General features: G+C 65.5%; 14 protein-coding genes and 1 tRNA gene. 9 read left to right on the top strand and 6 right to left on the bottom strand.

Features of this window, described 5'->3' with window-relative positions; genetic code table 11:
• Nucleotides 1-50: 50 nt before the first annotated feature.
• From prfA to paeA, 5 genes are all read left to right on the top strand, one after another.
• Nucleotides 51-1139, top strand: coding sequence for a peptide chain release factor 1 (prfA, locus tag D8S75_RS07175; RefSeq protein WP_119965435.1), 1089 nt, complete (start codon nucleotides 51-53; stop codon nucleotides 1137-1139).
• A gap of 63 nt (nucleotides 1140-1202) precedes the next feature.
• Nucleotides 1203-2030: a peptide chain release factor N(5)-glutamine methyltransferase gene (prmC, locus tag D8S75_RS07170; RefSeq protein ID WP_119965434.1), complete on the top strand. Its 828-nt coding sequence runs from the start codon at nucleotides 1203-1205 to the stop codon at nucleotides 2028-2030.
• 52 nt (nucleotides 2031-2082) lie between these two features.
• Entirely contained in the window at nucleotides 2083-2406 is a 324-nt protein-coding gene (gene grxD / locus D8S75_RS07165; protein ID WP_119965433.1) for a Grx4 family monothiol glutaredoxin, read from the top strand.
• 145 nt (nucleotides 2407-2551) lie between these two features.
• Nucleotides 2552-3559, top strand: coding sequence for an AAA family ATPase (locus D8S75_RS07160; protein WP_119965641.1), 1008 nt, complete (start codon nucleotides 2552-2554; stop codon nucleotides 3557-3559).
• Nucleotides 3560-3657: 98 nt separating this feature from the next.
• Entirely contained in the window at nucleotides 3658-4971 is a 1314-nt protein-coding gene (gene paeA, locus D8S75_RS07155) for a polyamine export protein PaeA (RefSeq protein WP_119965432.1), read from the top strand.
• Nucleotides 4972-4997: 26 nt separating this feature from the next.
• On the opposite strand, the gene D8S75_RS07150 is transcribed toward paeA, so the two are convergent.
• Entirely contained in the window at nucleotides 4998-5639 is a 642-nt protein-coding gene (locus tag D8S75_RS07150; protein ID WP_119965431.1) for a lytic transglycosylase domain-containing protein, read from the bottom strand.
• Nucleotides 5636-7381, bottom strand: a complete 1746-nt coding sequence (locus D8S75_RS07145; RefSeq protein ID WP_119965429.1) for a proline--tRNA ligase — start codon at nucleotides 7379-7381, stop codon at nucleotides 5636-5638. Before D8S75_RS07145 ends, D8S75_RS07150 begins: the two co-directional genes overlap by 4 nt.
• An 89-nt stretch (nucleotides 7382-7470) precedes the next feature.
• On the opposite strand from D8S75_RS07145, the gene D8S75_RS07140 reads away from it, so the two are divergent.
• Nucleotides 7471-8169, top strand: a complete 699-nt coding sequence (locus tag D8S75_RS07140; RefSeq protein WP_119965428.1) for an RNA pyrophosphohydrolase — start codon at nucleotides 7471-7473, stop codon at nucleotides 8167-8169.
• Nucleotides 8170-8239: 70 nt separating this feature from the next.
• Here D8S75_RS07140 and proB read toward each other — a convergent pair whose 3' ends face one another.
• From proB to rplU, 4 genes are all read right to left on the bottom strand, one after another.
• Nucleotides 8240-9397: a glutamate 5-kinase gene (proB, locus tag D8S75_RS07135; protein WP_119965426.1), complete on the bottom strand. Its 1158-nt coding sequence runs from the start codon at nucleotides 9395-9397 to the stop codon at nucleotides 8240-8242.
• A 66-nt stretch (nucleotides 9398-9463) separates the two neighbouring features.
• Nucleotides 9464-10537: an Obg family GTPase CgtA gene (gene cgtA, locus D8S75_RS07130; protein ID WP_119965424.1), complete on the bottom strand. Its 1074-nt coding sequence runs from the start codon at nucleotides 10535-10537 to the stop codon at nucleotides 9464-9466.
• A 193-nt stretch (nucleotides 10538-10730) separates the two neighbouring features.
• A complete protein-coding gene (rpmA, locus tag D8S75_RS07125; RefSeq protein WP_119965422.1) occupies nucleotides 10731-10991 on the bottom strand; it encodes a 50S ribosomal protein L27 in 261 nt (86 codons plus the stop codon).
• A gap of 15 nt (nucleotides 10992-11006) precedes the next feature.
• Nucleotides 11007-11318, bottom strand: a complete 312-nt coding sequence (gene rplU, locus D8S75_RS07120; protein ID WP_119965421.1) for a 50S ribosomal protein L21 — start codon at nucleotides 11316-11318, stop codon at nucleotides 11007-11009.
• 240 nt (nucleotides 11319-11558) lie between these two features.
• On the opposite strand from rplU, the gene D8S75_RS07115 reads away from it, so the two are divergent.
• From D8S75_RS07115 to pilB, 3 genes are all read left to right on the top strand, one after another.
• The gene (locus tag D8S75_RS07115) at nucleotides 11559-12488 is read left to right on the top strand and encodes a polyprenyl synthetase family protein (RefSeq protein ID WP_119965419.1); all 930 of its coding nucleotides are present in this window, start codon (nucleotides 11559-11561) and stop codon (nucleotides 12486-12488) included.
• A gap of 27 nt (nucleotides 12489-12515) precedes the next feature.
• Nucleotides 12516-12592, top strand: a tRNA-Pro gene (locus D8S75_RS07110).
• A gap of 107 nt (nucleotides 12593-12699) precedes the next feature.
• Entirely contained in the window at nucleotides 12700-14436 is a 1737-nt protein-coding gene (pilB, locus tag D8S75_RS07105; protein ID WP_119965417.1) for a type IV-A pilus assembly ATPase PilB, read from the top strand.
• Nucleotide 14437: the final 1 nt, after the last annotated feature.

Genomic DNA, 14437 nt, shown 5'->3' with positions numbered 1-14437 from the left:
ACAAGCGCCACTAGCTACAAACAATGTAGCAAACTCTTTCCCGGAACGCCATGAAACCTTTTCTCCGCACCCAGTTGGAGCGCTACGCCCGGCGCCTGGAAGAGCTCGACTTCCTGCTTTCGCGCGAGGACATCATGGCCGACATGGCGCAGTACCGCACCATCTCGCGCGAGCACGCCGAGGTCACGCAGATCGCCGGCCGCTACGCCCGCTACCTGCAGCGCGAAGCCGACCAGGCCGGCGCGCGCGCGATGCTCGAAGACCCCGACATGGCCGAGATGGCGCAGGAGGAGATCACCAGCGCCACGCTGGAGCTGCTGGAGCTGGAGGACGAACTCCAGCGCCTGCTGCTGCCCAAGGACCCCGACGAAGCACGCAACGCCTTCCTCGAAATCCGCGCGGGCACGGGCGGCGACGAGTCGGCCCTGTTCGCGGGCGACCTGGCGCGCATGTACATGCGCCATGCCGCCAACGTGGGCTGGAAGGTCGAGGTGGTGAGCGAGAGCCCGTCCGAACTCGGTGGCTACAAGGAAATCGTGCTGCGCGTCGTCGGCGACGGCGTCTATGGCGCCTTGCGCTTCGAGTCCGGCGGCCACCGCGTGCAGCGCGTGCCCGCCACCGAGACGCAGGGCCGCATCCACACCAGCGCCTGCACCGTGGCCGTGATGCCCGAGCCCGACGAGCAGGAGGCCATCACGCTCAACCCGGCCGATCTGCGCATCGACACCTTCCGCGCCAGCGGCGCCGGCGGCCAGCACATCAACAAGACCGACTCCGCCGTGCGCGTGGTGCACCTGCCCACCGGCATCGTCGCCGAATGCCAGGACGGCCGCAGCCAGCACAGCAACAAGGCCAAGGCGCTGCAGGTGCTGCAGGCGCGCATCCAGGAGAAGGAGCGCAGCGAGCGCGCCGCCAAGGAGGCCGCCGAGCGCAAGGGCCTGATCGGCAGCGGCGACCGCAGCGACCGCATCCGCACCTACAACTTCCCGCAGGGGCGGCTGACCGACCACCGCATCAACCTCACGCTCTACAAGCTGCTCGCCATCATGGAAGGCGACCTGGGCGACGTGCTGCAGGCCCTGCGCCACGCGCGCGAGGCCGAGCAGCTGGCCGAGCTGGAGCGGGATGCCATCAGTTGAGCATCGAAATGGCATCCAGCGCTTATCCATAAAGCGCCAGCAGCTATTGAATCAGGAGCACCCATGACCCTGCAGCAGGCACTGACCGCCGCCCTGGCCCAGGGCCTGGCGCGCATCGACGCGCAGATGCTGCTGCTGCACACCCTGGGCCGCGCCACCAGCGACCGCGCCTGGCTCATCGCGCACGACACCGACGTCCTGCCTCCAAGCACGCAAGCCCGCTTCGAGGCGCTGTGCGCTCGCCGCCGGGACGGCGAGCCCGTGGCCTACCTCACAGGCAGCAAGGCCTTCTACGGGCTGGAGCTGCGGGTGGACGCGCGCGTGCTCGACCCGCGACCCGACACCGAGACCCTGGTGGACTGGGCGCTGGAGGTGCTGCTCGGCCACCCCGCCCCGCGCCTGCTGGACCTGGGCACGGGCAGCGGCGCCATCGCCCTGGCGCTGCAACAGCAGCGGCCCGATGCCAGCGTGCTGGCCGTGGACGCCAGCCCGGAGGCCCTGGCCGTGGCCCGCGCCAACGCCGAACGCCTGGCGCTGCCCGTGCAATTCCGCCACGGGCGCTGGATGGAGGGGCTGGAAGACCAGTTCGACGCCATCGTCTCCAACCCGCCCTACATCCCCGCCGCCGACCCCCACCTGGCCGCGTTGCGGCACGAGCCGGCGCAGGCGCTGGCCAGCGGCGCCGACGGCCTAGAGGACATCCGCGCCATCGTCGCCCAGGCCCCGCAACGCCTGTCGCCGGGCGGCTGGCTGCTGCTGGAGCATGGCTGGGACCAGGCCGACGCCGTCGCCGTGCTGCTGACCGGCGCCGGGTTCACCCAGGTGCAAGGCCGCAAAGACCTCGCCGGCATCGTGCGCTGTTCCGGCGGCCGGATGCCGACAGTGAAATAATTGCTTCTTTCTTTTTTGAAGGCCTCAGCCGTCCACCCCCTCGGAGCCCCCCATGAGCGACACCCAGAAACGCATCGACGACCTCGTCAAATCCAACGACATCCTGCTGTTCATGAAAGGCACGGCCAGCTTCCCCATGTGCGGCTTCTCCGGCCGCGCGGTGCAGATCCTCAAGGCCTGCGGCGTGGACCCCAAGGCCATCGCCACCGTGAACGTGCTCGACGACGACGAGATCCGCCAAGGCATCAAGGACTACAGCCAGTGGCCCACCATCCCCCAGCTCTACATCAAGGGCGAGTTCATCGGCGGCTCGGACATCATGATGGAGATGTACGAATCGGGCGAACTCAAGCAGATGCTCGGCACCGAAGGCTGATCCCCGCCCGTGCCCCGCGCCAAGGCCGCCCCCGGGCGGCCTTTTGCATGCCCGCAACAAGAGGGCGATACCGGGCTTTTCCGGCATTGAGCCGGGACGGCTTGTGTGCTTGAATGGGTGCGTGACCTTCATCAAGGAGCATGCCATGACCAGCCATAGCCTTGTTCCCCAGTCGCACGCCTTGAGCCTGCCGGTGGCCCAGATGCGCAGCGTGTTCTGCCCGGCCGATGTCGAGCGCAAGCTGGCCCGCCTGCAGGAAGGCGGCCAGCAGCGCGAGTACGACAACCTGCGCACGGTCTACGAGCGCATGCTGGAACGCGGCCCCGAGCGCTTCCAGGTCAAGCCGCGCGGCATTCCCGACATGGCCGCGCTCTACGACCAGTTGCCCAACTTCACCGAGGTGCTCGACGATGTGCGCCGCCATGTCGCGCTGGCGCAGGACAGCAGCGACGGCCTGGAGATGACGCCCATGCTGCTGCTCGGGCCGCCCGGCATCGGCAAGACCCATTTCGCGCGCCACCTGGCCGAGCTGCTGGGCACGGGCATGAACCTGCTGCCCATGAGCTCGATGACGGCGGGCTGGCTGCTCTCGGGCTCCTCCGCGCAATGGAAGGGCGCGCGCCCCGGCAAGGTGTTCGAGGCCCTGGTGGACGGCGAGTACGCCAACCCGGTACTGGTGGTGGACGAGATCGACAAGGCCGCCAGCGAGGCCCAGTACGACCCGCTGGGCGCGCTCTACGGCCTGCTGGAGCACGACACGGCGCAGAGCTTCACCGACGAGTTCGCCGAGGTGGCCATCGACGCCAGCCAGGTCATCTGGATCACGACCGCCAACGACAGCCGCGGCATCCCCGACCCCATCCTCAACCGCATGAATGTCTTCGAGGTGGAGGCGCCCACGCCGGAGCAGGCGCGCCGCATCGCGGCCTGCCTCTACGCGGGCATCCGTGCCGGCCACGATTGGGGGCGCCTGCTCGATCCCGAGCCGCAGGGCGACGTGCTCGACTGCCTGGCCCAGATGCCTCCGCGCGAGATGCGCCGCGCGCTCATGACGGGCTTCGGCAACGCCCGGCTGGAGCGCCGCAGCACCGTGGAGGTGGCGGATCTGCCCCGGGCCGCCAGCGGGCGCGGGCGCATCGGCTTCATGCAGTAGCCGCCACGCCGCACCCGCTCCGCACGGCCCCTGCGGGACGGGGCGGGCAGCTACACTCAGGCCATCGCGTGCCCCCGCGCCGCGCCCACTCCTCCTGCATGAGCCTGACCCAAAGCCTCCTCGTCATCGGGTTGCTGATCGCTGCCAGCGCCTTTTTCTCCATGGCCGAGATCGCGCTCGCGGCCGCGCGCCGCCTGCGCCTGCGGCAGATGGCCGATGAAGGGGATGCCGGAGCCGAGCGCGTGCTGCGCGTGCAGGAGCAGCCGGGCGATTACTTCACGGTGGTGCAGATCGGGCAGAACGCGGTGGCCATCCTTGGCGGCATCGTCGGCGAAGGCGCGCTGAGCCCGCATTTCACCGGCCTGCTGGCGCTGTGGCTGGCCGAGCCGACGGCGCAGACGGTGGGCTTCCTGCTCTCGTTCATGGTCATCACCTCGCTGTTCATCCTGTTCTCGGACCTGTTCCCCAAGCGCCTGGGCATGGCGCAGCCCGAGCAACTGGCCATCCGGCTGGCCCCGCCCATGGCGTGGTGCATGACCCTGCTGCGGCCCCTGGTGTGGTTCTACAGCCGGGGGGCCGACGCGCTGTTCCGGCTGCTGGGCCTGTCCTCGCTGCGCGACGAGCGCATCACCTCCGACGACATCCTGGCCATGATGGAGGCGGGCGCACGCGCTGGCGTGCTGGCCGAGCGTGAGCAGCAGGTCATCACGAATGTGTTCGAGCTGGACACGCGCACCGTCTCCAGCGCGATGTCGCCGCGCGACCGCATCGCCTTCTTCCTGCGCGACGAGCCGGACGCGGTGATCCGGCTGCGCATCGCCGCCGAGCCGTTCTCCACCTATCCGGTCTGCGAGCGCGACATCGACCATGTAGTGGGCTATGTGGACGCCAAGGACCTGTTCCAGCGCGTGCTGAACAACCAGCCGATCTCGCTGAAGGACGACAGCCTGGTGCGCAAGGTGCTCATCGTGCCCGACCGGCTCACGCTGTCGGAGGTGCTGGAGCAGTTCCGGCAGGCGCACGAGGACTTCGCGGTGATCGTGAACGAGTACAGCCTGGTCGTCGGCGTGGTCACGCTCAACGATGTGATGAGCACGGTGATGGGCGGACTGGTCTCGCCATTCGACGAGGAGCAGATCGTCCAGCGCGACCAGGACTCCTGGCTCATCGACGGTGTCACGCCGATCGAGGACGTGCTGCGCGCACTCTCGCTCGACGAACTGCCACACGCCGGGGAATACGAGACGCTGGCCGGTTTCCTGATGGTGATGCTGCGCCGCGTGCCCCGGCGCACCGACAGCGTGGCCTGGGGCGGCTACAAGTTCGAGGTGCTGGACGTGGACAGCTACCGCATCGACCAGGTCATGGTGACGCGCCTGCCCGCCGGCTCGCCCGCGCCGGACACGGTGTAGCGTGCTTTCAGAACGTGTTTACGATCTCAGGCTGCCGGCCGCCCGTCGAACAGCCAGTTGCGCTGCGCCGCGAACACGGCGTTGGGGTACGGGGCCCGGCCCCGGCTGCCGTTGTAGCGGCCCAGGGCCATGTACAGGTCGCCACGCTCGCGGTCCATATAGTGGCGCAGGATCACGCAGCCAAAGCGCAGGTTGGTCTGCATGTGGAACAGCTTGCCCGGGTCACCGTCACCGATCAGACGCGTCCAGAACGGCATGACCTGCATGTAGCCGCGCGCGCCCACGCTGGAGACGGCGAACTTGCGGAAGGCGCTCTCCACCTGGATCAGGCCGAGCACCAGCGACACATCGAGCCCGGCGCGCTTGCTCTCGTACCAGACGGTCTGCAGGAAATCGCGCCGCACTTCCCAATCGGGCTTGCGGCGACGCAGCCGGTCGCTCATGGTGCCGAGCCAGCGCAGGTAATGCAGGCGCGCCTCGGTGGACGGGAAATCCGGCTCCGGCGGGGCGTGGTTGGCGATGGCGGAGCTCAGCGCCGTGCGCACCGAGTCCATCAGCGGCTCCTCGATCTGTCCCCCCGCATGCGCTGCCTCGGGCATCGCCAGCCAGGCCGTGGGCCCGGCGGCCAGCGAGATGAGACAGCGGCGCCGCGAGATGCCTGGGATCATCGGGCCAAACGGCCCAGGACATGGGCCAGGATGTCGGCCGTGGCCACCTTGGTGGCGGCACTGTCGCGGCGGTGCTGGTATTCGACCCGGCCTTCCTTGAGGGCGCGGTCGCCAATGGTGACGCGGTGCGGCACGCCGATCAGCTCCCAGTCGGCGAACATGGCACCGGGGCGCTCGCCCCGGTCATCCAGGATCACGTCCACGCCGGCGGCCTGCAGCTGCGCATAGAGCTGCTCGGCCTGGGCCTTGACGTCGGGGAAGCGCTCGGGCGTGATGGGGCACAGCACCACGGTGAATGGCGCGATAGCGTCGGGCCAAATGATGCCGCGCTCGTCATGGTTCTGCTCGATGGCGGCCGCCGGCAGGCGCGTGATGCCGATGCCGTAGCAGCCCATCTCGAAGTAGGCGGGCTTGCCGTCCTCGCCCAGGAAGGTGGCGTTCATGGCCTTGCTGTACTTGGTGCCGAGGTAGAACACATGGCCCACTTCGATGCCGCGCTCGATGGCGAGTTCCCCCTGGCCGTCGGGCGAGCGGTCGCCCGCGACCACGTTGCGCAGGTCGGCCACCAGCTCGGGCTCAGGCAGGTCGCGGCCCCAGTTCACGCCGGTCATGTGGAAGTCCACCGCGTTGGCGCCGCAGATCCAGTCGGCCATGACGGCGACCTCGCGGTCGGCCACGATGCGCACGGGCTTGAGCAGGCCGATGGGGCCCAGGTAGCCCGGCGTGCAGCCGAAGTGCGCCTCGATCTCGGCCACGGTGGCAAAACGGAAGCCCGCGTCCAGCCCCGGCACCTTGGCCACCTTGATCTCGTTCATGTCGTGGTCGCCGCGCAGCAGCAGCAGCCAGACCTGGCTCTTGACGATCTCGCCCGCCTCGTTGGTCTCGTCGGTGGCCAGCACCAGCGACTTCACCGTGGTGTTGAGCGGAACGCCCAGCAGTTCGGCGACGTCAGCGCAGGTGGCCTTGCCCGGTGTGGGCGTCTTTTCCATCGCCTTGGCGGGCGCGGGGCGCGGGCCTGCGGGCGCCAGGGCCTCGGCCTTTTCCATGTTGGCGGCGTAGTCGCTGCCCGGGCAGTAGACGATGGCGTCTTCGCCGGTGGCGGCGATCACCTGGAATTCCTCGCTCAGATCACCGCCAATGGCGCCGCTGTCGGCGGCCACGGCGCGGTAGGTCAAGCCGAAGCGGTCGAAGATGCGCCGGTAGGCCTGCGCCATGACCTGGTAGCTGGCCTTGGCCGCCGCCTGGTCACGATCGAAGCTGTAGGCGTCCTTCATGGTGAACTCGCGCCCGCGCATCAGGCCGAAGCGCGGGCGGCGCTCGTCGCGGAACTTGGTCTGGATCTGGTAGAAGTTCTTCGGCAGCTGCTTGTAGCTGCGCAGTTCCTGGCGCGCGATGTCAGTAACCACTTCTTCGCTGGTGGGCTGCACGACGTAGTCGCGGCCATGGCGGTCCTTGATGCGCAGCAGCTCAGGACCCATGGTGTCAAAGCGCCGGGTCTCCTGCCACAGCTCGGCCGGCTGCACCACGGGCATGGTCATTTCCACGGCACCGGCGCGGTTCATTTCCTCGCGCACGATGGCTTCCACCTTCTGGATCACGCGCAGGCCCATGGGCATGTAGCTGTAGACCCCGGCACCGAGCTTCTTGATGAACCCCGCGCGCATCATGAGCTGGTGGCTGACCACTTCGGCGTCGGCCGGAGCTTCCTTGAGGGTGGAGATAAAGAACTGGGAGGCTTTCATCGCGCGATTCAGGCAGTTGGGGCCGGTCCTCTTGCCGCACGCTGGGTGCGGTGCATAATGGACACAGTTTAAAAATTTGGGGTTCGATTATGCTTGACCGGGACGGCTTTCGGCCGAACGTCGGCATCATCCTGCTCAACCAGAAAAACCAGGTGTTCTGGGGCAAGCGCATCCGCACCCACAGCTGGCAGTTTCCGCAGGGTGGCATTGACCGGGGCGAGTCCCCGGAACAGGCCATGTTCCGTGAACTGCACGAGGAGGTGGGGCTACTGCCCAACCATGTGCGCGTGGTGGCCCGCACCCGGGATTGGTTGCGCTACGAGGTGCCTGACCGGTACATCCGCCGCGATGCGCGCGGACACTACAAGGGCCAGAAACAGATCTGGTACCTGCTGCAATTGCTGGGGCACGACTGGGATTTGAACCTGCGCGCCACCAACCACCCAGAGTTCGACGCCTGGCGTTGGAACGATTACTGGGTGCCGCTTGACGTGGTGGTGGAATTCAAGCGCGGCGTCTACGAAATGGCGCTGACGGAGCTTGCCCGTTTTCTGCCGCGCAACGAACAACGCAACCGCTACCTGCGCAGCAGCATGCGTGGACGCGACCCGGAACAGCTCTCCTCGGGTGGAGCGCATCGCACGGGCCAGTTGCTGGTCCACCCCGGTGTCGAACTGCCTCCAGGTGCCAGCTTCGATCCCGATCCACAGTCGGGCATGGCACAGCAGCAGCCTCTGCCTGATGCAACCGGGGCGCCTGCGGAACCTCTTTCAGCAGCCCCCCGCTGATCCCTGAGCCAGCCGCAACACCCAGGCCCAGCCCTCCTCCGCAGCTCACGCTGCGGAAGCAGGGGTCTGCTCAGCTTCCACTCAGGACCAGGTTGTCGCGGTGGACCATTTCCGCCTCGGCGGTGTAGCCCAGCAGGCGCTCAAACTCCGACGATGGTTTGCGGCATAGCAGGCGCGCCTCCGCGCTGGCGTAGTTCGCCAGGCCACGGGCGATCTCCGTGCCCGACGGATCGCGCACGGCGATCACGTCACCGCGCGAGAACTCCCCCTCCACGGCCGTCATGCCGATGGGCAACAGGCTCTTGCCCTCGGTCCGCAGCTTGAGGGCCGCGCCCTCGTCCACCATGACGGAGCCCCGCAGCTGCAGATGATCGGCCATCCATTGCTTGCGCGCCTGCGTCTTGGCGGTCTGGGCCACCAGCAGCGTGCCGATGGCCTCGCCCTGCGCCAGCCGCAGCAGCGCATCGGGTTCGCGCCCCCAGGCGATCACCGTGGAGGCCCCCGAACCCGCGGCACGCTTGGCGGCAAGGATCTTGGTGATCATGCCACCCCTGCCGATGCTGGAGCCAGCGCCGCCAGCCATGGCTTCCAGGGCGGGATCGCCGGCACGCGCCTCGTGCACGAACTGCGCACCAGGATCGCGGCGAGGGTCGGCGGTATACAGGCCTTTCTGGTCGGTCAGGATGATGAGTGCATCGGCATCCACCAGGTTGGCGACCAGCGCTCCCAAGGTGTCGTTGTCGCCGAACTTGATTTCGTCGTTGACCACGGTGTCGTTTTCGTTGATCACCGGCACCACGCCCAGCCCGAGCAGCGTCAGCAAAGTGGAGCGCGCATTGAGGTAGCGCTCGCGATCGGCCAGATCGGCATGGGTGAGCAGCACCTGCGCGCTGCCCATGCCGTTCTCGCGCAGCTTGGTCTCGTACATCTGCGCCAGGCCCATCTGGCCCACGGCCGCGGCAGCCTGCAGCTCGTGAACTTCGCGCGGCCGCGTGGTCCAACCCAGCCGCTTCATGCCTTCGGCGATGGCACCGCTGGAGACCATGATGACCTCGCGACGCCCCTGGGCATCGCCGTCTCCGCGCACCAGCGCGGCCAGTTGCCGGCTCCATTCGCCGATGGCTTGCTCATCCAGCCCCCGCCCTTCGTTGGTGACCAGGCTGGAGCCCACCTTGACCACGATGCGGCGCGCATCGCGCAGCACGCTGGAGGATTTGTTTTCGTTCATTTCGGCCTTGGCGCCCGCAAATCAAGCGCGAATAGCTATATTATCGATAGCACAGCAGAGGCTGGATCAACCCGCTGCATCCCCCGAGAAACGCGGATCCACCTCGGCGACCGGCGCCTGCTCGGCCACCTGCTGCGCATGGACATGCTGGTAAATGGCCTGGATCAGGCCCTCGCAGCCTTCGCGGGTCAGGGCGGAAATCTCGAAAACCGGCCCCTTCCACTTGAACCGCTTGACGAAGTCCGCCACGCGCGCAGCACGCTCATCCGCAGCGACCATGTCCAGTTTGTTGAGCACCAGCCAGCGCGGTTTCTGATAGAGCGCCGCATCGTACTTCTTGAGCTCGGCAACAATGGCCTTGGCCTGCGCCACGGGATCGACCGCCTCGTCAAAGGGCGCCAAGTCCACAATGTGCAGCAGCAGGCGCGTGCGCTGGAGATGGCGCAAGAACTGGTGACCCAGGCCAGCCCCCTCGGAAGCACCCTCGATCAAACCCGGAATGTCAGCGATGACGAAACTCTGCTCCGGCCCGACGCGCACCACGCCCAGGTTGGGGTGCAGCGTGGTGAAGGGATAGTCGGCGATTTTCGGCCGGGCATTGGACACCGCGGCGATGAAGGTCGATTTGCCCGCATTGGGCATGCCCAGCAAGCCGACATCGGCCAGCACCTTGAGTTCAAGTTTGAGGTTTTTACGCTCGCCGGGCCAGCCAGGCGTCTTCTGGCGCGGCGCTCGGTTGATGGCGCTCTTGAAGCGCATGTTGCCGAAGCCGCCGTCGCCGCCCTTGGCGATCGTCAGGACCTCTCCGGGGTTGAGCAGCTCGTACAGCACCTCGCCGGTCTCTGCGTCGCTGATGATGGTGCCCACCGGCATCTTCAGGGTGATGTCGCTGCCTGCGGCCCCGAACATATCCGACCCCATGCCGTGCTCACCGCGCTTGGCCTCGTAGCGACGCGAATAGCGGAAGTCCACGAGCGTATTGAGGTTGGGATCGGCCACAGCGAACACATGTCCGCCACGCCCGCCGTCACCGCCATTGGGCCCGCCGAACTCCTTGTATTTTTCATGCCGGAACGAGACACACCCGTTGCCGCCATCACCGGCTGCAATGTCTATGTAGGCTTCGTCGACGAACTTCATGGGGTATCCAGTTTACAAAACAGCGGCCTGCAGACGATGGACCGGCCGCAAAGGACAATGCCCCGATGGTACGGGGCAACGGTCAGCCTGCAGGCGGCTCGCTGGCACCGTACCGCCAGCATGCCGCGAAACGCGGAAAAAACTAAGCCCCGGCGACGCGGGGCTTAGGGGTGCGAACGCAAGGAGGCTTGCTTCAGGCTGCCGCAGTCACGTTGACCGTGTGCTTGGACAGTGCGCCCTTCACGGCGAACGACACATGGCCATCCACCAGTGCGTACAGGGTGTGGTCCTTGCCCACGCCGACGTTCGTGCCGGGGTGGAATTGGGTACCGCGCTGGCGCACGATGATGGAGCCGGCGCTGATCAGTTCACCGCCGAAAGCCTTCACACCGAGCATCTTGGGCTTGGAATCGCGCCCGTTTCGCGTAGAGCCGCCGCCTTTTTTCTGTGCCATGACATCAACTCCTTCTTAAGCTGCAATCGCGCCGATTTGCAGCTCGGTGAACTGCTGGCGATGGCCTTGGCGCTTCTGATAGTGCTTGCGACGGCGCAGCTTGAAGATGCGCACTTTGTCGTGCTTGCCGTGGGCCACGACGGTGGCTTTCACAGTGGCGCCGGACACCAGGGGCGTACCCACCTTCAGTTCAGCGCCGTTGCCGACAGCCAGAACCTGGTCGATGACGATTTCCTGGCCTACGTCCGCAGCAATCTGTTCTACTTTGATTTTTTCGCCGGAAGCAACGCGATACTGCTTGCCGCCGGTTTTTATGACCGCGTACATGTTGACCTCTTTTACTCTAGTACCGTTCGTACTTTGAATAGTTTTCCGTGGACGGATTTCCACAGAACCTGCAATTGTAGCACCTCTGCATCTTCATGGTACACCACACCACAAGACGTGCCCGCGCGCAGGACACAAGCACCGGGTTTTCTATAATCAGCGGCACTGCTCGCGACCACCACCTTGACTGCATCCACCTCCCCAACAAACCCATCTCCCCTCTCGCTCATCGCCGATGACATGCGCGAAGTGGACCTGGTCATAGCCCATCGCCTAGCGTCTGGCGTACCCCTCGTAGGCCAGATCTCCCAATACATCATTGCCGCTGGCGGCAAGCGTTTGAGACCGGCGCTGCTGCTCATGGTCTGCGGCGCACTCGGCTATCAGGGCAGCCAGCGCTTCAATCTGGCTGCCGTGGTGGAGTTCATTCATACCGCCACGCTGTTGCACGACGACGTGGTCGACGCCTCCACGCTGCGTCGCGGCCGCGCCACAGCGAATGAAACTTTTGGTAACCCCGCCAGCGTGCTGGTCGGTGATTTCCTGTACTCACGCGCCTTCCAGATGATGGTGGATGCCGGACAGATGCGCATCATGCAAATCCTCGCCGACGCCACCAATGTCATCGCCGAAGGCGAGGTGATGCAGCTGATGAACATGCACGACGCATCGCTCGACGAAGCGGGCTATCTGCGGGTGATCCGCTCCAAGACCGCCAAATTGTTCGAGGCCAGTGCACGGCTGGCCGCCATTCTGGCAAGCAGCGGCCCCACGATGGAAGAGGCCTGCGCCACCTACGGCCAGGCACTCGGCACAGCCTTCCAGATCATCGACGACGTGCTCGACTACGACGGCGATGCCGCCGAAATGGGGAAGAACCTTGGCGATGATCTGCGCGAAGGCAAGGCAACGCTCCCCCTTATTGCGGCCATGCAGCGCGGCACAGACACGGAAGCGGCCACGGTGCGCCATGCTATCGAGAACGGCAGCACGGAACAACTCCAGGATATCGTGGGCATCGTGCGTCGCACCGGTGCTCTGAACGTGGCGCGCGAGGCCGCCGCCGCAGAGGCTCGCCGCGCAATTTCCGCACTGGAAGAAATTCCTGCCAACGGGTACCGTGCAGGTTTGCTACAATTAGCGGCTCAGCTACTTGAGCGCCGCACCTGAAACCAGGCCGCCGGCAGCCCAAGCCATCGGGGTGTAGCTTAGCCTGGTAGAGCGCTACGTTCGGGACGTAGAGGCCGGAGGTTCGAATCCTCTCACCCCGACCAAAACCCTGCATCCATCCTGGGCCCGGCGCCACCGCCGTGATTTACAGCCCCAGAGTGATCGGCGATGATAGGATGATCCTTGCGCTTCCTTATCTAAATCCGGTTACATGGCTGCTGTCGATTCCACACAGAAAGATCCCACTTCGGTCGCCCTCCCTGGCTTGGGTAGGGCTCTTATTTCTGCGGGCAAGCTGACTCAGAAAACCGCCGAGGACATCTACCGCAAGTCCCAAATCAGCCGCACGAGCTTCATCGCGGAACTGACCGGCACGGGCGCGGTTTCCGCAGCTGACCTTGCGCACACGGTTTCCTCGGTCTTCGGTGCTCCCTTGCTGGATCTCCATGCCATCGACCCCCTGCGATTACCGCGCGACCTGCTCGATGCCAAGATCTGCCAAGCCTACCGTGTCGTTGTCCTGAGCAAGCGCAATAACCGTCTGATCGTGGCAACGGCAGACCCTACCGACCAGGAAGCCGCCGAAAAAATCAAGTTCACCACGCAGATGGGGGTGGACTGGATCATCGCCGAGTACGACAAACTATCGAAACTGGTCGAGAGCAGTTCCAAATCCGCCGGCGAGACATTGGATTCATACACCAGCGGTGGTGATTTCGAATTTGACGACGTTGCCATCGAAGAATCAAACGAGCCTGCCGACACAGGCACCTCCGAAGTCGAAGACGCCCCCATCGTCAAATTCCTGCACAAGATGCTGCTCGATGCCTTCAACATGCGGGCCTCCGATCTGCATTTCGAGCCCTACGAACACCATTACCGGGTCCGCTTTCGCATCGATGGCGAGCTGCGTGAAATCGCCTCCCCTCCCATCGCCATCAAGGACAAGCTGGCGTCACGCATCAAGGTGATCTCGCGTCTCGACATCTCTGAAAAACGGGTACCACAGGACGGACGGATGAAGCTGAAGGTCGGACCCGAGCGCGTCATTGATTTCCGTGTCAGTACCTTGCCCACGCTGTTCGGCGAGAAGATCGTGATCCGTATCCTCGACCCCAGCAGTGCCAAAATGGGGATCGATGCCCTCGGCTACGAGCCCGAGGAGAAAGAGCGGCTGCTCAACGCCATCGGGCGCCCCTACGGCATGATTCTTGTCACGGGTCCCACCGGCTCGGGCAAGACCGTTTCCCTCTACACCTGCCTGAACCTCCTGAACAAACCCGGAGTGAACATCGCCACCGCGGAAGACCCCTCCGAAATCAACCTCCCCGGCGTCAACCAGGTCAATGTGAACGACAAGGCCGGGCTGACCTTTGCCGTGGCCCTGAAATCATTCCTGCGCCAGGATCCAGACATCATCATGGTGGGGGAAATCCGCGATCTGGAAACAGCCGATATCTCCATCAAGGCGGCACAAACCGGTCACCTGGTGCTATCAACCCTGCACACCAACGACGCGCCGACCACACTCACCCGCATGCGCAACATGGGCATCGCGCCCTTCAACATCGCTTCAAGCGTCATCTTGATCACCGCGCAGCGCCTGGCCCGGCGTCTGTGCCCGCAATGCAAGGCCCCCGCCGACATCCCCCACGAGGCCCTGGTGGATGCAGGCTACGCGGACGCAGAGCTCGATGGCTCCTGGGTGCCCTACAAGCCCGTGGGGTGCTCCGCCTGCAACAATGGGTATAAGGGGCGCCTGGGCATCTACCAGGTCATGCCGATCACAGAGGAACTCCAGCGCATCATCCTGCGCGACGGCAGCGCCCTGGAAATCGCGGAACAGGCCAGGAGAGAGGGCGTTCGCTCACTGCGCGAAGCAGGACTGCACAAGGCCAAGCTGGGTCTGACGTCCATCGAAGAAGTGCTGGCCGTCACCAACGTATAAG

Origin of the sequence: Simplicispira lacusdiani (genome assembly GCF_003604195.1) — a bacterium.
In the GTDB taxonomy this organism is placed as follows: Bacteria; Pseudomonadota; Gammaproteobacteria; order Burkholderiales; family Burkholderiaceae_C; genus Simplicispira; species Simplicispira lacusdiani.
This window is presented reverse-complemented; position numbering and strand designations above follow the sequence as displayed.